The organism is Patescibacteria group bacterium (assembly GCA_040390045.1).
Classification (GTDB): domain Bacteria; phylum Patescibacteriota; class Minisyncoccia; order Phycocordibacterales; family SIBU01; genus SIBU01.
The window spans coordinates 112,020-137,955 of sequence record JAZJZC010000004.1; the positions used below are offsets into that span (position 1 = coordinate 112,020).

Below are 25,936 nucleotides of genomic sequence, written 5' to 3' on the forward strand. Positions count from 1 at the left end.
TTTCAAAGCTTACCCCACGTATTAATTTTGTGCAATTAGTCATGCTATACTTTTTGGCATGGATTCACAGGAATTTACCAGGGCTTATAAAAACCTAAATTTAAAGCAAAAGGAAGCAGTAGACGCCATTGAAGGGCCGATCATGGTCATTGCTGGGCCTGGAACTGGTAAAACAACCATTCTTACCTTGCGTATTGCTCAAATTCTCCGTAAAACTGACACCCCTGCTTCTGGAATTTTGGCAATTACCTACACTGAAGCGGGAGTCAAGGCCATGCGACAAAAGTTGCGACAAATTATTGGCTCGAGAGCGGATGAAGTGCGAATTCACACCTTTCATAATTTTGCCTCGTCCGTTATCGGAGAATTTAGAGATCATTTTGTGCATTTAGATCGAACGACCCAACTTAGTGATATCGAAGCTGAAAGTCTAATCCGTGAACTTTTAGAAACAGGAAAATTTCGTGACCTACGACCGTTTGGTAATCCTGATTTTTATATTCAAAAAATTATTAGTGCTATTAGCGATTCCAAGCGCGAGGCCTACACACCTGAGATGATACGGGCTTTTGTGGCGGATGAAAAAAAGAGAATTGAGAATGATGAGGAATCTGTTTCAACGCGCGGGAGTTCAAAGGGGGAGTTGAAAGCCGAGGCCAAAAAAGAGATCGAGAAAGGCGAGCGTACACTGGTTTTCGCTGATCTATACGAAGCGTACGAAAATAAAAAACGAGAGGACAGGAAGATGGATTTTGATGACTTGATTATTGAACTCCTTTTAGCGCTCAGAAAAGACGAACTATTGTTGAGAATGCTACAGGAAAAATTTCTTTATTTATTGGTAGACGAACATCAGGATACCAACAACTCCCAAAACGAGATTATTAAACTTTTGGCAAACTTTTTTGATGTGCCAAACATTTTCATAGTAGGAGACGAGAAGCAATCAATCTATCGATTTCAAGGAGCGTCAGTTGAAAATTTTTTGAAGTTTCAAAGCTTGTGGAAAGATCTAAAAATCATTAACCTTGAAGCCAACTACCGTTCTCACCAAAAAATCTTGGATGCCAGTTTTTCCATGATAGAGAACAACTATGCAAACGGTGAACATGAAAATTTACGAATTAAACTTCAAGCTAGTGGCGAAGAAGAGTCCCGTCCTGTGGATATTGTCAGCGGAAAAAACACCGAAACAATTGAAGAATATTTGATATCAGAACTAAGAACTATTCTAAAAAAAGAGCCCAAAGCCTCAGTAGCTCTTATCACCAAAACCAACCGTGACCTTGAGCGAGTACTTCGATTGTGTGAGACAAACAACGTGCCTGTTTCATCTGAACGAAGTGTCGATATTTTTAGCCATCCTATCGGTTCTTTATTTTTCGATCTTGCTGAGTTTTTATATGACCCGTCTCAACTAGAATTATTTGCTAAAACCCTTATCGCTGGCCTGTGGGGAGTCACCTTTGAAAATTCAGTTGAATTATTGAAACTAATTAAAGCAGGTAAAAAAATCGATTTTTCAAAATTTCCTGAACTTAAAATATTACAAAAAGAAATTACAAGTAACGGTGCCTTTAATTTTATAATTCTTCTAGCAGAGAAAAGTGGCTACGCAGCCATAACTGCTCGCGAGCCGGAGTATGTCGAAGTTTGGCGTGGCATTACCACATTGGCGGAAAATTTAATCCGCGAAGCCGATCTCACTGATCCACGAGAACTACTGAAACGACTTATAGCTTACAAAACCTCGGCTGAAAACCGTAGTATTAAAATTAGTGTTGGAACACCAGATACCTCGATCCGAGCAATGACTGCCCACGGAAGTAAGGGTCTTGAATTTGATTACGTGTACATTCCATACGCCACTGAAGAGTCGTGGATCGGAAGAAATTGGGGCTATTATTTTGTTCTGCCAAAAACCAGAACTGCCAATGAGGTACCTGATGTCAGACGACTGTTTTACGTCGCACTTACACGTGCTCGCAAACATGTCACGATTCTTTTTGGAGAGGAGGAGCACGGCGATGGACTTTTGCCGTTGCGATTTATCGACGAGCTTGACCCAGCGCACACCTCGCGCATATCCTTGCCGGCTGGCTCTGTGAAAAAAGTGTCAGAAACTAAAGTACGCTCGCTCAGCGATCACAGCAAAAAAACTCTCGAGTATGCTAAACATCTTTTGCAAACCTCAGGATTATCGGTCACCGCGCTTAATCACTTTCTTGAGTGCCCGAGTGCTTTTCTCTATCAAAGTATTCTAAAACTTCCTCAAGCACCTGCGGCAACAGCCGAAAAGGGTAACGCCATGCATCTCGCTTTCTCAAAAGTTTGGGGATCAGTGGATAAGAGCAAGAAAAATATTGAAAAAATTCTCACCGATACTACCGAATATTATTTTTCGGAATCGCTTTTGCCATTATTTGAAAAAGAAGCAGTGAAAAAAGAATTACTGCGAGATATTCCTATTGTTGCTCGCGAACTTGAATTTCATTTTGCTCAAGAAGGAAAAATATTTTCCGAAACATGGAGTGAGTCAGAGTTCAAAGGTAAACACCAAAAACAAGAAGTCGTGATTCCCGTTCACGGCAAAATCGACGCCATTGTCGATTCAGGGAAGGAAGCAAAAGTGTTTGACTACAAGACTAAGAAAGCCATGTCTGAAAACGAGATTCGCGGTAATACCAAAAATAGCAACGGGGATTATTTCCGCCAATTAGTATTTTACAGACTGCTCCTTGAGCATGATTCTCGTTTTACAGGCCGCTTAATCACACCATCGCTTGTCTTTGCCGTTCCAGATGACAAGGGCAGATGTCCAACAATTACCTTAGCTGTTGAAAAAACTGATCTCGAAAAAATAAAAGCTGAAATTCAATCTTTGATCGATTCTGTTTGGTCGGGATCCCTTCTTACAGACAGATGTGAAGATCCAAAATGTGAATGGTGTAAGCTCAAAGCAATATTACTCGCGTAGGACTACTACACAATGTAACTAGCTTTTCTTTAAGGCGAGATCGATAAATTGTTTTAGAGCCGCCATGTTCAAGTCACCGCTAATTTGAATTTTAGTTTTAGTTTTATCGATTACAAGAATGTTGGGAGTGCCGGGTGGACTCTGCCTCAAAAATGTTTGATTGATTTCCAATAATTTAGCTTCAGATGATGCAATTAGTGGGGTGCTGAGGACGAAAACCGTATTTGGCGTTCCATTGACGTTTGCATTTAGGCCATCCTCAAAGTCTTTCTTAACGACATCGGCGTTGTCACCATTTGCCAGACAAGCATTAAATTTTGCAACATCCAATTTCATATCCCCAGCAATTTTTGGCAATTGCGCTGGATCAAGTCCGTTATTAGAAGGCGTGACTTTAAAAACTCGGGTCACAAAATCCCAGAAGGCTGGATCACCACCTTGATCGAAAGCGCACTCAGCGGCTTCAGATTCCTTGGGAGATTTTGGATGAATATCGAGAGGGAAGTGACGATAGACCCACGCCAAGTCACCATTTTTGCCATATTGATCCATCAATAGATTAAGTTTAACATCATAGTCTTTACAAAACGGACATTCCAAATCTGAAAATTCAACCATGGTGATGCGCGCATTTGGATTGCCTAAAAGGTGATCGCTGCTGTCAATTTTTCGAATATTAATTTCTTGTGGTTCAGAATCGGCAACAACTGAGCTCGGGAGCAACGACGTATCTGCCATCTGGCCTCCACCTCTAGAAAAAAAGACTGCGCCGCCAATAATAATACCAGCGAGAACAATCGCCATCGGTAGTGATAATTGAGTTTTTTGTGGTTCTGTTTCCATACTTTAAAATTATTTTAGAATTGTAACATATGGCCAAATAATAAAATAGCGTCAAGTAACACTCGACGCTACACATTATGGGAAACGAGCACCCAATGAGTTGGGAACCAACCTGAAAGTCAGATTTGTGCCTACCCAATGAGCAAAATATCTATCACCTGGAGGAACGGGGCTCAGGAGCTTAAAAAAGCGCATCTCACCGGCTCTCATCCAATTTGAATCCTCGCCCACCAAATTCTGCTGTAGAATCGCAAAAAAATTGGTAGTAATCGCATGATTGGTGGGGTTCACCGACACTTGCCATAACGAGGCATCGCACCAGTAGAAACCATCAGTTAAGAGAGCTTGGTTTGCGGCGAGGCCCTCACAGCTTCCTGCAATGGGAGACTCCAGGGTTTTGCTGTTCTGTGGCTCTACAGGAAATAGAACTGCCTGTAGTGACGCGAGCATCAGAACTGTTAAAAAGTTCAAATTCAACCAGTACTTTTTTAGATTCATAGTTGACTCCTTTGTTCTACTGGGATCAACTATACAAAGCTACCTGAATTAGTCAATTGACACCAATTTACTCGAGTACACGCTCGGTGTACACCACCAACCTTTTACTGTAACTATGCACTTTTTGAATCCAAACTCCGTCACAGGTAATTAAATTTAATTTCGCAATTGATCCTGTGGTATCAAAAATTTCAGCGAGCGGTGCATTTGAGTCATCATAAATTGCAGTATTCACAACCTGAAAAGTAATTTTTTGTCCTGCTGTGTCTGTTACATACACCTGATCCCCGCGCTTCAATTGATCGAGATGAATGAACACGGCATTAGCATCTCGCGCAGTGTCTAGGTGACCGTCAATCACTGCACTACCAGCCTCGCCGGGTTTTGGACTTTTATTAAACCATGCAACATCGGTAAAATTATTTGGAATTCCAACACGTCCTGCCGCAGTAAGACCAACATTCTGAATGTTGGCGTCTATATTTATTGTCGGAATCACGAGCCTACTCGGTAATCCAACATTTTTAACTGGGCCAACTGGATAGATAGGATTCACAAAACCCGTGATGTTCGACAATCTGTACAAAACATATCCGCCAAAGCCAACAACGACGACAGCCACAACAAAGGCATAGAGTCCCGTATGAGTTCGCGATTTATGGCGCCAGTGTTTTTGTGGTTCTGGAGCATGCCCGCCGTGTTCGCTATTTGGTGAGTGTGATTCCATATTCATTCAATCATAACCTAGAAGGGCAATGTGTAGTTCATAACTTGGGTTGAAACGCTCTCCCAATTACTCGGATCAAGTTTTATTTCCTTAACAACATTTCCTTCTTTATATTTAACGTGCTTGTTTTTCATTGCGTATTCGTAAATCTCCTTTGTGATTTTAACATCCTCAAGACAGTATTTTACCACTTTGTCCTTCTCACCATTTCGCCACCAGACAACAGCCTCAAGCCCATGGCCGGATTTATTTTTTCCAAGTGTAGCTTCAGCAATATCATCGAGTTTAATTCGGCGACCTAAAGAGGCGCGAATTTCCTTAAGAAGATCGAGGCTTTTAATTTTTGACAAATCACCCGGGTAATATTTATTGAGTAGGGGAATGTCGAAATGATCAGAATTGTAGCCAATCAGCACATCGGTTTTTTCCAAAATTGGCCACAAATTTTTAAGATCCTCTTGAAAATAGCTCGAGTATTTATTAGTTTCAGAATCGTGAATACAAATAACCGAAAGGTTCAGTTTCGAAGGGTCATTTGAGCCAACTTCAGCAAAAAGGTCAGAAGTTTCAATGTCGAAAGTGATTTTGCGCATCCCGTAGTGAAAATTGGCTTGGTTTGCTGTTAAGCCAACCTTGCCAAATTTAAATTAAACAATTTTTTATAATCTAAACTCTCGCATTACTCGTGCATTCGTTTCCGCAAACAGCGAAGCCAATTTCTACTATCGGGACGCATCGGATAATTCTACCAGATATCTGGATTGTCACTAACCTTGACGTAAAGCTATCTTTGTGCTAATTTGCTGTCAGCTCGTAGAAAAAATTTGAAAGAATGAAAAATCGAGATCCAGAGCAGGCTCCGGGCTTCCCCTTTACAACAGCGGGGTCAGTCATCGCGCTACTACTCGTAGTTGCGGGTATCTCTGTGATGGGATCCCTATTTACTGTAACGCGAGTGCACCAGGACGCAATTGAGGCGGAATCACCTGCCGAGAAGGGCTATCGTGTCAAGCTCTACTCCGGAGAAAGTACCGTAAGCGAGTGGAACACTGCCAAACAACCAAGTTTTGGCGTTGCGGGAATAGAATTCAAAACTCTGGCCGGCAAAAAAGTGTACCTCGATGGTACATGGTCAATCGAGGAAAAATAAAATCTCGATCGTCGGCAAGCAATTCAGTGCTTGCCGATTTTTCTTTCTAAATTTAGACAGTAGTAACAGCTTGTTTTACAAAATTAATCATGATAATTTATTTACAGATGAGATTTTTTCAAACATGTTTACGACACAAATTGACCACCAGGAACTTGGAATTGTGAGGTGTCCCGTTCCAGTTAAGCAGCTAACCTTCGAACGGTTCGGCTGTAGCGTTTCTGCAGGATTTAGAGAGATACTCGAGTTTGAAAACCTGAAAACTAAGCCCTCTAATATCGTCATCTGTTCCCACTCCTGGGCAGACGATACTCCAAGCACATATCAGGTAAGTTGGTGGCTAAATAAACAAGCGGCAATTCGGGCTTTTTCAGCGCCACCAGATAGTGAATTTTTAAGGTTACTTGGTCCACTTATGGGACTCATTGAACATAGCGTTCTTTCCGATCTACATAGGCCGTGGTTTTATCAGGGTTGGCGATGAATGATCTTTCCAAAATACCACTTAAATTTGGTATTTTTATTTTAAAATTTTACCCTAAAATATTTGCCAGATTGTCCTCTCCAGACTCCTTCTCCTCTCCAGTCTCCAAATTTTTAATTTTGAATTTTCCACTTTTAATTTCTTCTTCACCAACGACAAGAATAAACTTGGCGCCATGTTTATCGGCACGTTTGATTTGATCACCAACTTTTTTACCCGAGTAATCGACAATCACGGATTTTCCTGATGCACGTACTTTTTGAGCAAGTTCTTGTGCGAACTCAACTGTGTCGCCAATGGTGCAGATTGCCAGAGAAACAGAATTTTTTAAAATTGGCAGAAGATTATAGGTTTCCAACACATCGCGGATAGTAACATCTCCCATACCAAATCCAATTGTAGGAATTTTTTCTTCACCAAAAATTTCAAGTAGATTATCATATCGCCCACCACCAAAAAGCGCACGGCGGTTATCAGGATTAAGATCAAAGATTTCAAAAACAATTCCGGTGTAATAATCAAACCCGCGCATCAAGGTTTGATCGAAAACCACATTCGTAATGCCTAAGTTTTCAAGCGCAGCCATTAAGTTTCTAATTTCGGCAAGTGCTTCCTCAAGTACTGTTTCTTTTGGCAAACGAGAAATGAATTCCTCAAAATTTTTTGAATTTAAAAGCGTCAACAAAAAATTATCTTTTTCACCGACGGTTTCCGTAATTAATTTTTCAAAATCAGCCTTTGGCAACTTTTCTTTTCTATCTATAATCTTAGCCACTTTTCCAGATTCTGATTCGGAAAGCCCCATGAGAGTCTGCAAAATGTAGTTAACAATTCTTCGACTGTTGATTCGAATTTCAAACTGATCGTTTTTAATACCGAAACCCGACATGATTTCTGAAGCCAGCGAAATAATTTCTACTTCTGCCTGAATGCCTTCAACTCCAAAAATATCAACATTGAGTTGCCAATGTTCGCGCAATCTTCCACGTTGCGGCTTTTCATATCGAAAAAGATTTGGTGTTGAAAACCAGCGAACAGGGAAGGTGAGTTCTCTTTTTTTGGCGGCGATCATACGCGCCAAGGTTGGCGTCATTTCGGGTCGTAAAGTTACCTCCCGGTCGCCACGATCTTTAAAAGTGTAGGTTTGTTCGTTCACAATTTCCTCGCCTGACTTAGCGCGATACAATTCTGCTGACTCGAGTATTGATGCTCCGTACTCCTCATACCCAAATTTTTGCGCAACGTTTCTCCAAACACCAAAAATATAATTTTGTATTGCTTGATCAGCAGGATAAAAATCTCGCACACCTTTGTAGCTTTCAGTTGAAATACTAGGTTTATTTTCACTTGACATAGGTTGTATTTTAGCCGAAAGGTTACTATTTAACAAGAAAAAATCTCCTGTGTTCAGGAGATAGGTTACAGGTGACGTTTGGTCGGCTTGTGTAAATTGGCTCTGTGAACTCGACCGCGCCACATTAAAACGAAGGCGGAACCAAAAAACGTAAGAGCGGCGGCCGGAATCATCGCGACCAAAATGAACAAGCCTTGTGCGAAGTGATACGTTGGACTGAAAATCAAAAAAAGTAACCACGCGCAGAGGCCCCATAAGACGCAAAAAAGAACCGAATAGCTTGTGAATTTCATAGCAGTAAACTTCGATCCGCTAAAACTATAGCAAATTTTTCCATTTTTTGTCATAATGCTCCACGCAAGGGCCTATAGTTCAGTGGCACCCGCCCGAACGTACCGAAACGGTAGTTCGGTACGGGCGGGGAACAAGTGGGCATGAGGTAGAGTTTGAAATATTATAAAAATTAAAGCACGGGCCTATAGTTCAGTGGTAGAACGCATCCATGGCATGGATGAGGTAGGGGTTCGATTCCCCTTAGGTCCACAAATTTCGGGGACTCAATTTGTGGACCTAAGCAAAGCAACTACTTGCTTTGCGGAGGGGAATCGAACAGCGGAGTCATGTTTTTTCATCAGAAAAAACGGACGAGCTGGTGCCCAGACAAATTCGAGCGACGGCAAGAATTTAGTCGCGGGCGATTCACCCATATAGGCGTCAACTTGAAAAAGTGTTACCATTTTAACTCTCTTATGTCTTTAATTCTCACAATTCTCGGCCTAGCACTTTTTGAAATCATCAACAGCGTGGATAACGCGGTAATTAACGCTGAAGTCCTTTCAAAAATGAGTCAAAAATCCAGAAAGTGGTTCCTACTTTGGGGAGTTCTGTTGGCCGTTTTTCTTGTTCGTGGACTTTTGCCCTGGATAATTATTTGGCTCACCAGTGGCGAACTAACACTCTGGCAAGCCCTCGTTGCCACATTAAGTTCCAGTCCTGAAATTCACACATTGATCGAGCAATCGGCCCCGCCACTTCTTGTTGGCTCCGGCATCTTTTTAATTTTTCTTTTTCTTTATTGGTTATTTTTGGAGCAGAAATCTTACGGACTTATTGGCGAACGATTTATTCACCGTCATGGTCTATGGTTTTATACCGTTGCCTCAATTGTACTGACAATAATCGTGTGGATTTGCATCAAAATCAATCCAATAATGGCGCTTGGAGCCGTCATCGGATCAACAGGATTTTTCATGGTCCATGGTTTTAAAGAAAATGCCGAAGCCGCAGAAAAAGAAATGTTGAGCGGGCAGGGAAATCTTTCTGACTGGTCAAAAATTTTCTACCTTGAGGCCATTGATGCCTGTTTCTCGATCGATGGAGTGCTCGGTGCCTTCGCCTTTACCCTTTCCGTGCCACTTATTCTTATTGGCAATGGCATCGGAGCTATTGTAGTTCGTCAGCTCACGATCGGTAACATTGATCGCGTCAAACAATTTGTGTTCCTTAAAAATGGCGCGATGTACTCAATCCTAGTTTTAGGTATCATCATGATCCTCGATTCATTCGGATTTCAAATTCCAACGTGGCTATCTCCGCTCGTCACCTTTATAATCATCGGCTACTTTTTCTATAAATCTGTTAAGCAAATTTCAAAATTAAATAGCACTGTTCCTTCTCTCTAATTTTTGCGATTTTGTGTAAAAATGCTATGCTTTTTCTGTTCCGCAATGTTACGTGTTCCATGTTTCGTGATGCATGATTTCGAGGCCCTATCGTCTATCGGCTAGGACACGGCCTTCGAAAGGTGAGCTTGGGATTGGGACCCGAGCGCAAGACCTTGAGCGATCTGTCCTCAGAATGCGAAGGGTGTACAGCTCCTGTAAGGAGGGAAATGCGGGGTGAGTGTTTTGTGTTAAAATTGAAATTATGGCCCTATCGTCTAACGGTTAGGACGGAGGCTTCTCAAGCCTTAAATCCGGGTTCGATTCCCGGTAGGGTCACATTTTGAAACAAAATGGTTTTCAAAAGCCTCAAATCCATTTTAACCTTTGGTAGCAAGTTATTTCAAGTTAGAAAGAGTTCTGAAATATATAATGGTGGTAGAATAGCACCAATGACAACTGATGAAAATAAAATATTTATAGAATTATCCGAACTTCTCAAAAGGGCTGTTAATTTAATCGAGTTACGTATAGAACAAATTGAAAATAAACATCCAGAATCCACAACTTCAAAGGCAGAGAAAGAGGCAGATGCATGTATAAGAACATTTTATGTTAGATCACTAAAACCGTACCGGGATACAATATTATTTCTTTCGGAAGAAATCGTCCGAGAAAATGAGAAATATCATTTCTTTTTAGTACCACATGCTCGAAAACTCTTTGATATATATGTTCGATTTTTACATCTACTTGAAAACTGCGCTTCAGAAAATCAACGCGGGCTAGCATGTATTGCATACCAATTACTAGCATATAAAGGATTGAGAAATGAGAGTGTATATAACGAATTATTATCCATCAATAAGAACTTGCTGGATGAAGAAAAACGTACTTTTCCAAATTTTATTGATTTTGATTATTTATGGTATTTAAGAACGAGTGGTCTGGCATTTAAGACGACACGAGATTTATTTAAAGTGGATATTATAAATAAATATTCAAATCCTCCAATAAAAATATTTAGGGGACAAAATATTGTTGAACTATATGGTTCTATATCTGAGCTCTGCCACGGTAACCCTTATTATCATTACGATTCTCCCTATACTGAGAGATTTTGGGTTGCGACAATAAGTTTTATGGTGACATCTTATCTCATTAATTTGACTGATACTTACATTTTGAATAAAACTTTACCACGAGATTTTCATGATTGGCTAAGAGAAGTCGATAAGGCCAGTCGTTCGATGGTTGCAATATGGAAAACAAAAAGAAGAACTACTCTATGAAAAACTTACTATATAGACTTTGACAGCTGGTCTTTGCCGATTCCCAAAAATTTGCTAATTTCGCCACAAAAGCATAGACTTAGCAAATGAATAACTACCAAGACAGAGGAAACCGAGGCGGGGGATTTAGAGGTGGAAACGGAGGTGGTGGCGCGCCATATCAGAAGAAGACCTGGGGAGCTGACCGAGGTGGCGAGCGAGACAAACCGATGTTTAAGGCAACCTGTGCTGAGTGTGGCAAGGCTTGCGAAGTACCATTCCGACCAACAGGTGACAAACCGGTCTATTGCCGCGATTGTTTTAATAGTAAACGAGAACCGAGTGATTCACGAGGTGGCTCACGACCAGATTTTAGTAACAGAGCTCCGAGGAGAGATTTCGGTGACAAAGCAAGTTTCCGACCCGACACACGACCTGATCCACGACTTTCACTCGCCAACGACGAGCTCAAAAAACAGCTATCCGAAATTAGTTCCAAACTCGATCGACTTTTGTCGGTAATGGAGAAGGGAAGCGTGGCTAAAAAAGAAACCTCTGAGTCAGTAAAGTCTTCCGAAGAAACTCCCAAACCTAAAATATCAAAAACTCGAACTGGAAAAGCGAAAAAATAAATTCAATCCCACTCACATCTCTGTATGGCGAAACTCAATCAAAAAACCTCTTTCGGCCTCATTGCAAAAGAATATCAAAAATATCGACGCTCCTACGACCCGAAATTATACAAATTGCTGTTCTCATTTCTACCATCTAAAAAATCAAATGAAAGTTTGAATATTTTAGATATTGGCTGTGGCACGGGGAAATCAACTGAACCGATCGTGAAGCTAGCAGGGAAACGAAAAGTTTCGGTTACAGGAGTTGATCCTGACCCAAGAATGCTTCGAGAGGCACGTCTTTCGGCACGTAAGCAAAAATTATCGATTGTCTATGTCAAAGGATCTGCAGAGAAGCTTCCTTTTCAAAAAGAGGAATTTGACGGAGTAATTTCCGGCACTGCTTTTCATTGGTATGGAAATAAAAAAACAGTATCCAAAATCAAAAGTGCCGTAAAAGAGGGCGGCGTATTTTTTGTTTTTTGGACCCAGTACGTAAAATCAAACAAAAAGGCTGTCGGCCACAATCTATATCACAAGTACAACTGGCGAGGCATAGGTAAAAAATTTAGGGGTCAGGAGTCTCTAGGCAAACTTCTGTCGCAATCAGGTTTTAAAAAAGTTAAGTTTGCTAAAATATTATTTAGCGAAAAAAGAACTGTTTCCCACATAATCAACAATTTGAAAACCAACTCCTCGTACCTGCTCATGTCACCAAAAAACAAGAATGATTTCATTCGGGAATTAACCGCTGCCTACAAAAAAACTCTGGGAAATAAAAAATATTTTACGGAAAAACTAGAACTACTCGTTTGCTATGGATTTAAATAAAAGTTATTCTCTTTCCATGAAAACAATTGCCTCACAAATTAAAAATTTCATTCTGCACCTTCGTCTACACTATCAAATTTTTATTCTCAGCGGACCATATTTGCTTGGAGTCCTGCTATCGAACCAGCTGTCTTATCTGCAACTTGTGCAGTTTTTTTCAGTTCACATTTTACTTTTTGGTGGTGTAACAGCATACAACTCCTACTTCGATAAGGATGAGGGCCCGATCGGTGGTCTTAAGAATCCGCCTAAAATGCAAAAATGGATGCTCGTTGCTTCTTGGATATTCCAAATCTTCGGTCTACTAATCGCGTTCTATAGCGGATTTTATTTTAAAATTATTTATATTATTTGCGCCCTGAGCTTTTGGATGTACAGCTCGCCGAGAGTAAGACTTAAAGGCCAACCAATTGCGAGCTTGGTTGCCATTGGGGTTAGTGCTGCGGTTTGCGCCACGCTGCTCGGCTACTACGCAAACGGAAACACAGAGGCACCTTCACTTATTGTTTGGATAGCCGCACTTGGTTCAATTTTTCTTATCACAAGTATGTATCCAGTATCGCAGGTGTATCAAGTTGAGGAAGATAGATTGCGCGGAGATGTTACATTTGCAGTACGATATGGAAAATCTGGCGTAAAAAATTTATTTTTTTCTTTATTTCCAATTGGAACTTTACTTGTAGCTTTTGCGTTAGCGTCAATAAACATTTTGTACTCCACACTTTTCATTATTGGTGGCATTGTTGCAGGAATTATGGTGTCTCTTGTCATTAAGAAAATGACTATGACACCGAGTGACTACACGATGGTCATGAGAGTTAAATATGTTGGCGGACTATTATTTTCTCTTTGCATGTTACTTCTTATTTTTTTGAATTTCTAGATACTATTTTCTAAATACTATATACTATTCTGATGCTCCCTTATCTCTCCTTTCCTCATTGGCTCGTCGTCATCAGTGTGCTCATAAGTTTATTCAGAGCGAGCATCTACGTTAGAGATACGTTGACCGGAAAGACAAAACCAAATCGCATCTCTCATGCCATGTGGGCCTTAGCGCCAGCCGTCGGAGTTATTTCTGCACTTTCTGCACATGCTGACATCTGGACAACAAGTAGAATTTTCATGGCTGGCTTTGGTCCGTTTGTAATTTTACTTGCATCATTTTTTAACAGACAAAGCTACTGGAAATTAACGCCGTTTGATTTTCTGTGTGGGCTTTTTTCTGCGTTTGGATTAGTCGCCTTACTGTTCGCAAAATCTCCGGAACTTGCGATTTTATTCGCTGTGATAGGGGATTGTTTTGCCGCGATCCCAACAATTATAAAATCCTGGAAATATCCAGGAACTGAAACAGGGCTAAGTTACATTGCCGGCTTGATAGCCGCACTTCTAATTGTGCCTTCAATTCCAAAATGGGACATCACAAATTCAGCATTCCAAATCTATCTCATTGTTGTTGAAATAATTTTTATTTCGGCCATTTATCGAAAACAAATTTCTCGCTGGTTTTCCACTAACTAATCCTATGTTTAAAAAACTTTTTCTTATTCTCCTCAGTTCATTTATTTTAAACGTCATCTGGGAAAATCTGCACGTAGTTTTGTATACAGACTTCGGCGGTCAAGCAATCACGGAATTCGTTCTTGTTCGCGCCTCAGCACGGGATGCAATAATTTTAACAATTCTTTCTCTACCATTTTTCTACTTCGTTTTTTTAAAAAAACACAAGTGGCTCATCATTCCAATCTGCGCGCTTGTAAGCATCGGACTTGAACTCCACGCAATCAAAACAGGCCGCTGGGGCTACAGCGAACTCATGCCACTCATTCCATTTGTTGGTGTTGGAATTTCTCCGGTCTTACAACTGGGACTGATTGGTTTCCTAGTTTTTTCCTTTGTTATTTAAATAAAAAGACCGTCCGAATTGGAAGGTCTTGGGTTTGATGTCGTATCAGCGACGAGAAACGTGAGCGTAGTTGCCCGGTGCGACCCTGATCGTAGGGGGCTTCGAATGCTTTTGCTGAGTGGGTTTTTCGTGGACGTAAGTTCCAGCACCTCCTGCGAAGCGAGGGCTCGCGGTACGCAGAATGCGGTGCGTGGTGGCGTCAACGTGGTAACGATGTCTCATGATGCAATTTGACTGACTTTGTGCGAACTGGGCTCGAGAAAATATATGAGATTTTAAACCTTAAGTCAAGTAAAAAGGTGCATAACTAAAGCCCCGCGCCAAAGGCGCGGGGCTTTAGTTATCACAAGCGGTCGAGTATTTATTGAAACAGAGATTCAGCCACCACCTTCACATCTCCACCGTCAGCTTTTCCTTTGAGTTCTTTCATTAAAGTACCCACAAATTGTCCGAGTTTAGCTTTGTCAGTAATTCCCATTTCAGCTTTTTTGGCAACCGCAATTTTTTTAATTTCTTCACGGCTCATGGTCTGAGGCAAATACTTTTCAAGAATGGCCAATTCAGCTTTTTCTGATTCCGCTAAATCCGCGCGGCCGCCGTTGGTAAACTGCTCAATTGAATCTTTTCGTTGCTTAACCGCGCGCTTGATCACAGCGAGTGCATCTTCATCTGAAAGTTCGTCAGTTGGCTTTTTTCCTTTGGCGACAGACTCGTTTAAAAATGCGGCAACTAATCCGCGAACCACGAGCAATCGAACCTGATCCTTGGCCATCATGGCTTCCTTAATTTCTGATTTGATATTTAATTGGAGGGGCATAAAATGCAAAGTTAAAAAGTAAAAACTAAAATTACCTGACAATTGTATCAAATTCGGCATCATTTAGGAATATGGTATACTTTTTGTCATGTCTGAAGGAATTCTAATAGTGATTCTTGCGCTACTTTTAATTGGAAATGGAGTTTTGGTGTGGTTGCTTTTAAAAAGTAAGAAACAGCCTGAAAAACCAGAAAACGACACCGGACTTAAACTTATTCTCCAGCAAGTCAACGAATTGTCTCGAACAGTGGATGCCAAGATAGGGGAGTCAGCTAGACAAATGAATGATTCGGTGCGAAATCAATTTGGCGAATCAGCGAAACTGATCCGTGAAGTGACTCAAGGTCTCACCAAACTCGACGAAACCAATCGCCAAGTGGTTTCTTTTGCTGATCAACTCCAAAACCTGCAAGATATTTTGAAAAACCCAAAACAACGTGGCATTTTAGGCGAATACTATCTTGAAACTCTTTTAAAAAATGTTTTGCCGCCAGGACACTATCAGATGCAATATGCTTTTGCTAACGGAGAAATTGTTGACGCCGCCGTGTTTGTGAAAGAAAAAATTATTCCAATTGATTCCAAATTCAGTCTCGAAAACTATAATCGGTTAACTGAAGCCAAAGATCCCAGCGAAAAAGATCGTTTGGAAAAAGTGTTCATGAACGACTTAAAAATGCGCATTCAGGAAACTTCAAAATATATCCGGCCTAGTGAGGGCACGATGGATTTCGCCTTTATGTTTATTCCCCATGAAGCGATCTACTATGATTTGCTGGTCAACAAGGTTGGTGCCGTGAGTGATGACACTGAAAATCTGATTCAACGCGCCGCCAGTAAATACAAAGTGATTATTGTTTCGCCAACATCTTTCTTGGCCTACTTGCAAACAGTGTTACAAGGTCTCAAAGCCATGCAAATTGAAGACACTGCAAAAGACATCGTGAAGCGCGTCGACGAGCTCGGCAAGCATTTAAAAAATTACGAGGAATACCACAACAAACTCGGTAATTCGATCGGAACCGTGGTCAATCATTTCAACAACGCCAGCAAAGAATTTAAAAAGGTTGATAAAGATGTCATGCGAATCAGCGGTAGCGCCGTAGGAATTGAAATTGAACTTTTGGAAAAAATTGAGGAAGAATAAAAAAACACCTGAGCTGTATTACCTAGGTGTTGTTCGGCAGACCCCAATAATCATCCGCGTGTGATTGTCTGACAAAAGGCCACTTACTCTTTGGAAGTGACCGAGCAACGGATTTCCTACTTGGAAGCGGGATAGCAGCCTTTCGCATCCTGCGTCGCAAGTCAGCAAGATTAAGACCCCTCAATTTTGTCGCTCGAGCCTCTGCTTCAGCGTTCAAATTTTTCAATTCAGTGATCTCGACTTTTGATAAGGTTTCTCCGTTGGACTGTCGTACAATAAGATCCACTCGTCGCTCATTTCGCTTCTTCCAACTTCTAAGAGTTTTTCTCATACATTTTCCTTTCTTCTAAACTAGATAGTACCTTACAATTCCTAAAATAAAATTGCAAATTAAAAAATAAAAAACCCGCGCGGTCAGGCGAGGGTGGGGCGAAGAAGTGAGGAAACGGGTGGTTGCCTAATCGGCGCTCGGAGCGTCTCTGACGCGGCGTCGATTTCGGCGACTACAGCGCCGACCAAACTCAGTGCCAAGCCTTTCATGTCATTAGAATTTGGGTCGGAGGGATCAATGGCCTGAGTAATACCGAGGATACGTAGAGCCTCAGCAACTTTTTTGGGGTCGGCAAGCACGGCGTCGAGTTCGGGATCCATAAGCGTATCGACGCCCAGTTCAAGCGGAATTACCACCATGGCCAAAAAAAGGGCGTTCATGTTCGGAGGGTGAGAATTGACACTCCGAGAGGTCGGAAGATCTATCATTTTCCCTAGTCCACAGGAACGATCCAAGTCACTGAACGATATGTCACGCATCTTCATTACATCGACAATTCTGTCAGCCAACACGCGCCGACAGCGGGGAAGACCCTCAAAAAGGAGAGTACTACAAGGGGCATTAGGTCGGTTAAACATAAAACGAGCTTTCAAATCTGTCTATAATCCTATAGTTTTTAAGATAAAGTGCAATACCAGCCAAGGCTTGCTTTTTTAACAAAATTCTGTAATATATGCCTATTATGGAATTTGCAGTAATACAAACAGGTGGCAAGCAATACAGGGTCTCCGTTGGAGATGTTGTAAAAATTGAGAAAATTATCGGCGACCACAAAGTGGGGGACGAGGTTGTTTTTGACAAGGTTTTACTTGTTGAAAATGGCAACGACACCACGATTGGTACCCCGTACATTTCCGGCGCTTCTGTTACTGCCACCCTCGCTGAAATCGGCCGAGATGCCAAAATCAACGTCATTAAATACAAACAAAAGAGTCGCTATTTCAAGAAAAATGGTCACCGCCAGCCTCATTTTAAAGTGAAGATTGAGTCGTTGAAATAAAGTTTGTCCTCGTCCTATCCCCGCCACAGCTAAGGGAACACTTATCCCTCGGAAGACCTCGGCGGGGTGTTAGGCGAGGAACCGGGGCAAACTTTGTTGTAGCAGAGTCAGCTCCGCTGACTCATGTAGTCGTTGCGGATTCATCCTCGCCCCACCCGCCCGAACGTACCAGAGTACTCTCGGTACGGGCGGGGAGCGGGCGAGGTATTCTCCGCAGTTACAATAAAACAAAAGAAAATCCCCCGATTCGCTCCGCGAATCGGGGGATTTTCAGTATTTTATGAGCGATTTTTCAACGCATTTTTAATCGTATCCGAATCAGAATACTCAAGCTCAGTACCAGTTGAGAGACCGCGTCCTAAGATTGAAATTTTTAAACCAAATTGGGTTACGAAAGGCGAAAGAAACTTGATCAAAAAATCGGCCGTATTTTCTCCTTCAGGATTAACACTGGTGGCAACAATAATTTCCTCAAGACCATTTTTGGCACGTTCTTCCACTTTTGCAACTAATTCCTTCAATCGGATTTTTCTTTCCGGATCTTTCTCCAGAATTGGGACGGTACCACCTAAAATAAAATAATATCCGTTGTATGAGTGACTCTTTTCGATAGTTTCAAAATCAACATCTCGAGCCACCAACATGAGCGAGCTAGTATCGCGGTTGGAATCTCGGCAAATCGAGCAAAGCGAAGTTTTAGATTTATCGATAGGGAAAAAACGGAAACAACTTGGGCAATTTCTAATTTCTTTTTTCAATTCTAAAATCAGCTGAGCAACATTTTCCAAATGCCCATTGTTTCGTGACAATAAATAATAGACAAAACGCTTGGCTTGCCTCGGGCCGATACCAGGAAACTCTCGAAATATTTCTGTGAGCTTGTGTATTGAGTCCATAATATACGAAAATTTAATACGAAAATACTAAATAATACGAAAGCTGTTGCAATATCACTGAAGTTTTTGTAAATTTTCGTATTTTCGTATCCATTTCGTATGTTCGTATCAGAAATCAGCTTCTGATTTATTAAAATCACCAAATTCGCCTTTTTCCATCGAAACAAACGTGGCTTTCTTATCATCAAAATAGAGATCAACCTTTCCGGTCGGACCGTTTCGATGCTTCTCGATCATAATTTCTGCAATATTCGGCCTGTCAGAATTTTCGTTATATTTATCTTCTCGATGAATAAACATTACCACATCAGCATCCTGTTCGATCGAACCGGAATCTCGCAAGTCAGAAAGACGAGGTTTGCCTCCGCGACTCTCGACGGCACGCGAGAGCTGTGAAAGGGCAAGCACCGGCACGTCAAGCTCTCGGGCCAAATGTTTGAGCGAGCGGGAAATCTCAGTGACTTGCTGTACCAAGTTGTCATTATGACGCGCATTCGTCGGTACCATGAGTTGCAAGTAATCAACAATAATAAGCCCGAGGCCTTTTTCACTTTTGAGTCTACGAGCAATCGAGCGCATCTTCAAAATATTATTTCCCGGTTGATCATCAATGTAAATTGGGGCTTTTGAAAGTTTGTCGAGTGAGTCTCGGATTTTATCAAACTCGACTTCCATATTAAGCTGACCGGTGCGCAATTTCCAGGCGTCAACACGTGACTCTGAGGCAAGCATTCGATCCACAAGCTGTTGTGAACTCATTTCCAAAGAAAAAATACCGACAGGAGTGTTGTGATTGATCGCCGTTTGTCTGGCAATATCAAGCGCTAAAGCAGTTTTTCCCATTGATGGTCGTGCCGCGAGAATAATCAAATCCGAATTTTGGAATCCAGCTAGTTTATTGTCGAGTTCTTTAAAACCAGTTGGTACACCGCGGAGTTCAGCTTTCGATTTATGGAGTCGATCGAGTCGTTCCCATGCTTCAACCAAAGTGTCTTTAATGTCGACAAATTTGTGAACGCCAGAAAAGTTGGTAACTTCAAAAATATTTTTCTCGGCTTGATCGAGTAGTTGTTCCAAATCCTGACCTTCATCAAACCCAAGTTCGGAAATGCGCTCAGCAGCGGAAATCAAATTCCGCATCATCGATTTTTTTTGAACGATTTCGGCGTAGTGCTTGGCGTTAGTCGAAGAGGGGACATTTTGCACTAATTCCGCAAGAAAAGCTGATCCACCGATTTGTTCGATCATACCTTTCTCTTGAAGACGTGAAGAAAGTGACAGAAGGTCAATAGGAGTATTTTTTCCAAACAACTCCATCATCACCTTAAAAATAATCCGATTTTTTTCAGAATAAAACGACTCTGCTTTAACCACGTCCAAAATTTCGTTGATGGCATCGGGCCTGAGCATGATGGAACCCAAGAGCGCCAACTCAGCATCATTGTTTTGTGGGGGAATTCGTAGTTTTGGTTTGGAAAAATTTCCAACTTTGGTGTTCATAGTGTTGGCATTGTAGCACAAGACAAGAAACCCCTTGCAATAGAGAAACGTGCGTAACGTGTGGGCAAAATGGGGATACGAAAATTATCTACGAAAATACGAAATTATACGAAAGTTTTTTACCACCACTACGGTTTTCGTATAATTTCGTATTTTCGCTAGCCCGTATTTCGTATCGAAGGGCAATATAGTATTTTACTTATAACGTGCTAGAATTTCCGCACTATGCATCCCGTAGTAGAATTTCAGATTGCGGGTTAGCCTAGCGAGTTATAAGAAATAGAACACCATTAGTAATATAATAATTTGGATTTCAACTTGCGATGTCCGCAAGGACGATCTGAAATTTCACTACGGGATGCAATTAGTTATCTTAGCCGCCGGAAGAGGCAAACGAATGAAAGCGCTTACGGAAAATATGCCGAAGCCCTTGCTTACTGTTCTTGGCAACAACTTAATTGAACACAAATTATCGATTCTTCCTAAGGAAATTGACGAGGTTATTATCGTGATTGGGTACCTAGGTGACATGATTCGGAAGCATTTTGGCGACAATTACAATGGTTTGAAAATTACCTACGTAGAACAAAAAGAACCAATGGGAACTATGATGGCGCTCAAGGAGGCTGAAAAAATCTTGAAAGAAAGATTTATGGTGATGATGGGAGATGACATTTACAGCAAGGAAGATTTGGAAGCGTGCCTAAAATTTCCTCAAGCCATATTAGTAAAAAAGGTGGAAGAGAAGGGCAGAGGCGCCCGCGTGATCATCGATGAACACAAACACATTACGGACATCATAGAAGGAACTGAGCTCAGTCAAGGCATGCTCTTTAACACCGGACTCTACGTTCTTAACACCGACATTTTTAAATATCCACTTGTGCAGATTCCATCTGGCGAATTTGGATTGCCACAAACACTGATCAAGGCCGTCAAAGATTCTAAAATTAATATTGTTGAATCAAAAAGCTGGCACCAGATCACGAGCCCGGAGGATTTGGAGCGCACCGAAAAACTTTTGACCAAAAAAACTAAGTCAAAGTAGAAAGCATCTATCAAATTTTGCAAGGAGCCAATTCATCTGTCAGCCGTCTATATTCAAACTTTAAAGGTTTTATCTTTTCAGAAATTTCTTCGGCTTCACGCCAAACTGCCTCTAAGCGGCTTGAGTCATTGTGATAACGAAAAGTCTCACCTGCGGACTCTTCTCGTGCGTGAACTGCTTTTAGGCTCATGTCTAACTTTTCCAATTCTGCTGAGCAAACGAGGTAACGACGTATTGCCTTAAAAATTTCTACCGCCTTAGAAACGTCACCTTGAAACGCAAAACTTCCTCGCGAACATTCAAAATACCCGTCGAAAAATACTTTTCCAGGCTTTGCGTTGCTTGACAGGTCAAAAGATTTTATCTTTGGTGCTACGACCCTCCCGAGATCATCGGTCAGTTCATACTCAATTGATACTGGCTCAACTGCGATTAGGCTTTCTGGTGAACCCGCCCCTAACTCATGATTATTCATATAAAATTACATTTTAGGCCTAATGCTAGATCCAGTTTCCATATCCTCGACAACAAAACCAAGCGCATCGATTTCTCTGCGCAATTCATCTGATTTTTTCCAATCTTTGGCCGTACGCGCCTCGTCACGCAAACTTTGTATTTTTTTAACCTCTTCTGGAATATTTTTTATTTCTTGCCACAATTTTTTAGCCTGATTTTCAATATTGAGCCCAAGCATTTGATCAATTTCTTTCACAATCTGAATCTTGGCAACAGAAGAAAAATCGGTGTTTTCAAATGTAGACCAAATAGACGCAATGATACTGCTGGTATCTAAATCATTATTTAAATTTTTCGTGAGCAAAGCAATCTGAGGCTTAGCTTCTGATTCACTTTCTTTAGAGCTTGTAATTTCTTTTTTAATTTTTAAAAACTGAGCCACTAAACGCCTGTATGCTGTCTGCGCCGCTTCCAAAGCTTCCCAACTAAAGTTGAGAGGGGAGTGATAGTGCGTTTGTAGTAAAAAATAGCGATAGGCAAGGGGATCAATACCTTTCTCTGTAAGCGTTTGTAACGTAATAAAATTATCCCCCGATTTTGCCATTTTGCCACTAGCCACGATCAAGTGCTCGTTATGTAGCCAATAATTCGCAAGCGGAACATCATACGCCGCCTCTGATTGCGCAATTTCATTATTATGATGCACAGGAATGTGATCAATCCCGCCCGTGTGGACATCAAACGGTTGACCTAAATATCTTCTAGACATCCCCGAACATTCGATATGCCAACCCGGAAAACCTTTCCCCCAAGGAGATTCCCAACCAATGTCGTTGGCTGATTTTTTCCAGAGTGTAAAGTCTGCGGGATTTTTTTTCTCAGAATTAACCGCGACTCGAGCTCCGGCAAGCTGGCCGGAGAGATTAATGTTACCCAATTTTCCATAGGCGGGAAATTTGCTAGTATCAAAATAAATTCCATCACTGGTCGGATAGGCAACACCTTTCTCCAGTAGTTTCTCAACGATTTCAATATCCTCTGCAATATGATCGCTCGCTCGCGGCATCTCATGCGGCATTTCGCAATTGAGCGCTAGCAAATCTTTTTTAAAAGCTTCGGAATAAAAATCTGCGACTTCGCGCATCGCGGCCAAAGTGAAAGGTTTACCTTCGCGCTTGAGTGCCCTAACCATCTTGTCATCACCATCATCAGAGTCGCCTGTAAGATGGCCGACGTCTGTAAGATTCATAACCTGTTTGACCGTGTAGCCATTGTACTCAAAAGTTCGCCGTAAAATATCTACAAAAACGTAGGCTCGGAGATTACCAATGTGAGCGTAGTTGTAAACCGTCGGACCACAGTTATACATAGTGACCTCTGATTTTTTCAGAGGTTTGAATTCTTCTTTTTTTCCGCTCAAGGTATTGAAGAGGGTGATCATAACAGTCTCTTTTTCTTAAAGATAACAAGAAACAAAAGCACGAGCAAAACCATTCCCAAAATAATCACCCAAAAATCAATTGGGTCTCCAAAAATGGGAAGAATTTTGGCGTGCATGGTGAAAATTCCAGTAACCAACATCAAGGGGAAGGTGATAAAGGCCATGACCGTAAAAGTCTTCATCACTTCATTCTGCTTGGTAGTCAAGAGGGAATTGTTGGTTTCGCGCAGCTCTGAGAGAAATTCAAAATTACTTTCAAATGATCCTCGGACTTTATAATATTCTCCTAAAATTGCCCGTGAGTGGAAAATAAATTCATGTCCAAAAAATCGCTGACTCGCTACCTCAAACGATTCTAGAACTTCTTTATGCAAACTGATCGCACGCCTCACACCTAAAAGTTCACGTCCAACCTCCGAAATTCGATTAACCATAGCGCGCTCCTTTCCTTTGAAAATGTGTTCTTCAATTTCATTGATCGAACCGGTGATAGCTTCGAGTTCTTGTGAGACAGATTGATACAAAGCTTTAAGCATGTAAAAAAAGACAAAACCGGCATGTTTATCCATTTGAGTTTTGTCGAGAATTGAATCAACCTCAAAGACTTTTGAAAAATGATGCAGGGAATCAACCGCACCATACCGGCTGGTTATAATAAAATTTTTACCAATCACAAAATCAATTTCCTGAAGCTCGGCCACTCGTCTTGAATCTTTTTTTTCAACGACGGGAAAATTTAAAATCAGGTAAATAAAATTTGGATATAATTCCACTTTTGGCCGCACACTTGGCGCAATAAGCTCCTGCGCCACAGCCGGATGAATATCCCACTCAGTGACAATCTGTTTTAGCTCATCGTATGTCGGTCGATCGAGGTCAATCCACGTTAGACTGTTGTATTTAAATTTTGAAATCACAGGGAAATTATAACACACTGGCTACACAACATAGAACCTGCCCGCCCGAACGCCCGCCTGAATGACCCAGTCGGGCAGGTAACGCTTCGGTACGGGCGGGGAACACAGAGCACCGAACATAAGAAAACCGATAGAGAGGGAAGAAAAATTGACCGCGTCTTTCTATTTTGACATAATAGGCGGACTTTCTTATGAAAAATTTTTTCTCGAAACATATCGTACCTATATGCGCTGTGATTGTAATCGGCGGAGCCACTTTTACCGGTGGATTTTTCATGGGCGTTCACTCACAACCTGAAATTGAAAAAGTGACGACTTTGGACAACAAGGAGGTTGGGAAAAATGAAAAAGTTGATTTTAGCGCTTTTTGGAAAACCTGGAATGTGCTCAACGAAAAATTTGTTTCTTCGGCTAGTACGACACTAGATCAAGATAAGGTCTGGGGAGCAATTGAAGGTTTGACTGCTTCGCTTAAAGATCCATACACCGTATTTTTCTCACCAGAAAACTCTAAGGAATTCGCCAGCGAAATCAGTGGAAATTTTGAGGGCGTCGGTATGGAAGTGGGAATTAGAGACGGCATACTCGCCGTTATCACCCCCCTCAAAGGCTCACCGGCAGAAAAAGCGGGAATGCTGCCTGGAGATAAAATTATTAAAATTGATAGTACCTCAACCGAAGGATTAAAGGTTGAAGAAGCAGTAAGACTAATTCATGGAAAAAAAGACACTCAAGTTGTTTTAACCGTTATTCGCGACGAAAAAAAGGGACCAATTGAAATCAAAATAACCCGCGGAGTTATCGCCATTCCAACTATTGATACTGAAGTTAGAACTTCAACTAGTAGTAAGTCCGGCACAACCACCGCCAGTAAGCCAACGAGCCTCCAGGAAAATGGTGTCTTTGTAATCAGACTCTACAGCTTCTCTCAAACCGCGCCAGACCTCTTCCGCAATGCTTTGAGAGAATTTGTTCAATCGGGTTCAGACAAATTGATTCTAGATTTGCGCGGTAACCCAGGCGGATACTTGAGTGCCGCCGTTGATATGGCAAGCTGGTTTTTGCCTGCAGGAAAGATTATAGTTACAGAAGATTTTGGTAAAAACCAAGTCCCAAATGTCTACCGTAGTCGCGCAGACAGTTCTGGAATCTTTAGCGATAAATTGAAATTTGCCGTACTAGTAAACGGGGGATCAGCCTCGGCCTCAGAAATCCTAGCTGGAGCGCTTCAGGAATACGGTGTAGCCAAACTTGTCGGCTCAACGACCTACGGTAAGGGTTCTGTGCAGGAGCTTGTCGACATCACACCTGATACATCACTCAAAGTCACCGTGGCGCGATGGCTAACGCCTAAGGGCAAGTCAATTTCACTTAAAGGTATCACGCCCGATGTGAAGGTAGATATAACAGAAGGCGACGTACAAAAAGGTAGGGACCCTCAAATGGAGGCAGCATATAAACTATTAACCAAATAAATCACATGAAAATAATTTTACTTCACGACGTACCAAAGATCGGTAAAAAATATGATATTAAGAATGTTTCAGATGGTCATGCGCTTAATCTTTTGATTCCTAAAGGGCTGGCGGAAATTGCTACTCCAAATGCGGTCAAAAAAATTGAGAAAATTAAACTGGAAGATAAAACTCATCAGAAAATTCAGGAAGATCTTTTGTTGCTAAACTTGAAATCTATTGAAGGTACCACACTGCTCATTAAGGAAAAAGCCAACGAAAAGGGCAATTTGTTTGCAGGAATTCATAAGGAGGAAATTATTAAACGCCTTCGGGAGGAAAAAAATATCGACTTACTACCGGACTTCATAGTGCTTGAGAAACCTATCAAGGAAGTGGGGAAGCACGTTGTGGAAATTAAGGTTAAGGACAAGACTGCAAAACTTAGACTGGAAATTAGCGGCTTGTAGCTTAAAATTGCTACTCGAATTTGTTTGTTATTTTCCAGTTTAATCTTTTCCGGGCTTACTTTAGAGACCGTGGTTTCTAAAGTAAGCATGGAAAATTTTGTACGATATATCGTACAAATTCGTTTGTTATTTTCCAGCCT

General features: G+C 41.4%; 28 protein-coding genes and 2 tRNA genes. 17 read left to right on the forward strand and 13 right to left on the reverse strand.

Annotated features, from left to right (window positions below; genetic code table 11):
* Positions 1-58 precede the first annotated feature (58 nt).
* The gene (locus tag V4467_04200; protein ID MES2088162.1) at positions 59-2,977 is read left to right on the forward strand and encodes an ATP-dependent DNA helicase; all 2,919 of its coding nucleotides are present in this window, start codon (positions 59-61) and stop codon (positions 2,975-2,977) included.
* Positions 2,978-2,995: 18 nt separating this feature from the next.
* Here V4467_04200 and V4467_04205 read toward each other — a convergent pair whose 3' ends face one another.
* The 4 genes from V4467_04205 to V4467_04220 form a co-directional block, all read right to left on the reverse strand.
* Positions 2,996-3,820, reverse strand: a complete 825-nt coding sequence (locus tag V4467_04205) for a thioredoxin domain-containing protein (protein MES2088163.1) — start codon at positions 3,818-3,820, stop codon at positions 2,996-2,998.
* A gap of 75 nt (positions 3,821-3,895) precedes the next feature.
* Entirely contained in the window at positions 3,896-4,318 is a 423-nt protein-coding gene (locus tag V4467_04210) for a hypothetical protein (GenBank protein MES2088164.1), read from the reverse strand.
* Between the two features lie 67 nt (positions 4,319-4,385).
* Positions 4,386-5,045 carry a class F sortase gene (locus tag V4467_04215; GenBank protein MES2088165.1) on the reverse strand — a complete coding sequence of 220 codons (660 nt, stop codon included), beginning with the start codon at positions 5,043-5,045 and terminating at the stop codon, positions 4,386-4,388.
* 17 nt (positions 5,046-5,062) lie between these two features.
* Positions 5,063-5,638 carry a ribonuclease H-like domain-containing protein gene (locus V4467_04220; protein ID MES2088166.1) on the reverse strand — a complete coding sequence of 192 codons (576 nt, stop codon included), beginning with the start codon at positions 5,636-5,638 and terminating at the stop codon, positions 5,063-5,065.
* 239 nt (positions 5,639-5,877) lie between these two features.
* Between V4467_04220 and V4467_04225 the strand changes: the two genes are divergently transcribed.
* Both V4467_04225 and V4467_04230 read left to right on the forward strand, forming a co-directional pair.
* Positions 5,878-6,195: a hypothetical protein gene (locus V4467_04225; protein MES2088167.1), complete on the forward strand. Its 318-nt coding sequence runs from the start codon at positions 5,878-5,880 to the stop codon at positions 6,193-6,195.
* A gap of 124 nt (positions 6,196-6,319) precedes the next feature.
* A complete protein-coding gene (locus tag V4467_04230) occupies positions 6,320-6,679 on the forward strand; it encodes a hypothetical protein (protein MES2088168.1) in 360 nt (119 codons plus the stop codon).
* A 49-nt stretch (positions 6,680-6,728) separates the two neighbouring features.
* Here V4467_04230 and hisS read toward each other — a convergent pair whose 3' ends face one another.
* Entirely contained in the window at positions 6,729-8,033 is a 1,305-nt protein-coding gene (gene hisS, locus V4467_04235) for a histidine--tRNA ligase (GenBank protein MES2088169.1), read from the reverse strand.
* A gap of 472 nt (positions 8,034-8,505) precedes the next feature.
* Between hisS and V4467_04240 the strand changes: the two genes are divergently transcribed.
* The 9 genes from V4467_04240 to V4467_04280 all read left to right on the forward strand — a co-directional run bounded on the left by V4467_04240 (position 8,506) and on the right by V4467_04280 (position 14,319).
* A tRNA-Ala gene (locus tag V4467_04240) sits at positions 8,506-8,576 on the forward strand.
* Between the two features lie 206 nt (positions 8,577-8,782).
* Complete coding sequence (locus V4467_04245) at positions 8,783-9,715, forward strand: DUF475 domain-containing protein (protein ID MES2088170.1); 933 nt, start codon at positions 8,783-8,785, stop codon at positions 9,713-9,715.
* A 246-nt stretch (positions 9,716-9,961) separates the two neighbouring features.
* A tRNA-Glu gene (locus tag V4467_04250) sits at positions 9,962-10,033 on the forward strand.
* A 113-nt stretch (positions 10,034-10,146) separates the two neighbouring features.
* Positions 10,147-10,986: a hypothetical protein gene (locus V4467_04255; GenBank protein ID MES2088171.1), complete on the forward strand. Its 840-nt coding sequence runs from the start codon at positions 10,147-10,149 to the stop codon at positions 10,984-10,986.
* Positions 10,987-11,072: 86 nt separating this feature from the next.
* Entirely contained in the window at positions 11,073-11,597 is a 525-nt protein-coding gene (locus V4467_04260) for a CxxC-x17-CxxC domain-containing protein (GenBank protein MES2088172.1), read from the forward strand.
* 24 nt (positions 11,598-11,621) lie between these two features.
* A complete protein-coding gene (locus V4467_04265) occupies positions 11,622-12,410 on the forward strand; it encodes a methyltransferase domain-containing protein (protein ID MES2088173.1) in 789 nt (262 codons plus the stop codon).
* A 16-nt stretch (positions 12,411-12,426) separates the two neighbouring features.
* The gene (locus V4467_04270) at positions 12,427-13,293 is read left to right on the forward strand and encodes a UbiA family prenyltransferase (protein MES2088174.1); all 867 of its coding nucleotides are present in this window, start codon (positions 12,427-12,429) and stop codon (positions 13,291-13,293) included.
* Between the two features lie 32 nt (positions 13,294-13,325).
* Complete coding sequence (locus V4467_04275) at positions 13,326-13,934, forward strand: hypothetical protein (protein MES2088175.1); 609 nt, start codon at positions 13,326-13,328, stop codon at positions 13,932-13,934.
* A gap of 4 nt (positions 13,935-13,938) precedes the next feature.
* Positions 13,939-14,319 carry a hypothetical protein gene (locus V4467_04280; protein ID MES2088176.1) on the forward strand — a complete coding sequence of 127 codons (381 nt, stop codon included), beginning with the start codon at positions 13,939-13,941 and terminating at the stop codon, positions 14,317-14,319.
* 361 nt (positions 14,320-14,680) lie between these two features.
* Here the strand turns inward: V4467_04280 and V4467_04285 are convergent, their stop codons facing one another.
* Positions 14,681-15,136 (reverse strand): GatB/YqeY domain-containing protein, encoded by a 456-nt coding sequence (locus tag V4467_04285; GenBank protein MES2088177.1) that lies wholly within the window; start codon positions 15,134-15,136, stop codon positions 14,681-14,683.
* An 88-nt stretch (positions 15,137-15,224) separates the two neighbouring features.
* Between V4467_04285 and V4467_04290 the strand changes: the two genes are divergently transcribed.
* On the forward strand, positions 15,225-16,283 hold the full coding sequence (locus V4467_04290; protein ID MES2088178.1) for a DNA recombination protein RmuC: 1,059 nt from the start codon (positions 15,225-15,227) through the stop codon (positions 16,281-16,283).
* 22 nt (positions 16,284-16,305) lie between these two features.
* Here the strand turns inward: V4467_04290 and V4467_04295 are convergent, their stop codons facing one another.
* Entirely contained in the window at positions 16,306-16,614 is a 309-nt protein-coding gene (locus tag V4467_04295; GenBank protein MES2088179.1) for a hypothetical protein, read from the reverse strand.
* A gap of 83 nt (positions 16,615-16,697) precedes the next feature.
* Entirely contained in the window at positions 16,698-16,994 is a 297-nt protein-coding gene (locus tag V4467_04300) for a hypothetical protein (protein MES2088180.1), read from the reverse strand.
* Between the two features lie 302 nt (positions 16,995-17,296).
* On the opposite strand from V4467_04300, the gene rplU reads away from it, so the two are divergent.
* Positions 17,297-17,614 (forward strand): 50S ribosomal protein L21, encoded by a 318-nt coding sequence (rplU, locus tag V4467_04305; protein ID MES2088181.1) that lies wholly within the window; start codon positions 17,297-17,299, stop codon positions 17,612-17,614.
* Between the two features lie 278 nt (positions 17,615-17,892).
* On the opposite strand, the gene V4467_04310 is transcribed toward rplU, so the two are convergent.
* Both V4467_04310 and dnaB read right to left on the reverse strand, forming a co-directional pair.
* Positions 17,893-18,510 (reverse strand): toprim domain-containing protein, encoded by a 618-nt coding sequence (locus V4467_04310; protein ID MES2088182.1) that lies wholly within the window; start codon positions 18,508-18,510, stop codon positions 17,893-17,895.
* Between the two features lie 108 nt (positions 18,511-18,618).
* Positions 18,619-20,010 (reverse strand): replicative DNA helicase, encoded by a 1,392-nt coding sequence (dnaB, locus tag V4467_04315; GenBank protein MES2088183.1) that lies wholly within the window; start codon positions 20,008-20,010, stop codon positions 18,619-18,621.
* 358 nt (positions 20,011-20,368) lie between these two features.
* Here dnaB and V4467_04320 point away from each other — a divergent pair, with 358 nt between their 5' ends.
* Positions 20,369-21,058 carry a nucleotidyltransferase family protein gene (locus tag V4467_04320; protein MES2088184.1) on the forward strand — a complete coding sequence of 230 codons (690 nt, stop codon included), beginning with the start codon at positions 20,369-20,371 and terminating at the stop codon, positions 21,056-21,058.
* Between the two features lie 10 nt (positions 21,059-21,068).
* Here V4467_04320 and V4467_04325 read toward each other — a convergent pair whose 3' ends face one another.
* The 3 genes from V4467_04325 to V4467_04335 are packed head-to-tail and all read right to left on the reverse strand — an operon-like array spanning position 21,069 to position 23,872.
* A complete protein-coding gene (locus tag V4467_04325) occupies positions 21,069-21,533 on the reverse strand; it encodes a hypothetical protein (GenBank protein ID MES2088185.1) in 465 nt (154 codons plus the stop codon).
* Positions 21,534-21,539: 6 nt separating this feature from the next.
* On the reverse strand, positions 21,540-22,955 hold the full coding sequence (cysS, locus tag V4467_04330) for a cysteine--tRNA ligase (GenBank protein ID MES2088186.1): 1,416 nt from the start codon (positions 22,953-22,955) through the stop codon (positions 21,540-21,542).
* Positions 22,952-23,872 (reverse strand): CorA family divalent cation transporter, encoded by a 921-nt coding sequence (locus V4467_04335; protein MES2088187.1) that lies wholly within the window; start codon positions 23,870-23,872, stop codon positions 22,952-22,954. The genes cysS and V4467_04335 overlap by 4 nt, the downstream gene beginning before the upstream one ends.
* 191 nt (positions 23,873-24,063) lie before the next feature.
* On the opposite strand from V4467_04335, the gene V4467_04340 reads away from it, so the two are divergent.
* Positions 24,064-25,347 (forward strand): S41 family peptidase, encoded by a 1,284-nt coding sequence (locus V4467_04340; GenBank protein MES2088188.1) that lies wholly within the window; start codon positions 24,064-24,066, stop codon positions 25,345-25,347.
* Between the two features lie 5 nt (positions 25,348-25,352).
* The gene (rplI, locus tag V4467_04345) at positions 25,353-25,796 is read left to right on the forward strand and encodes a 50S ribosomal protein L9 (protein ID MES2088189.1); all 444 of its coding nucleotides are present in this window, start codon (positions 25,353-25,355) and stop codon (positions 25,794-25,796) included.
* Positions 25,797-25,936 lie beyond the last annotated feature (140 nt).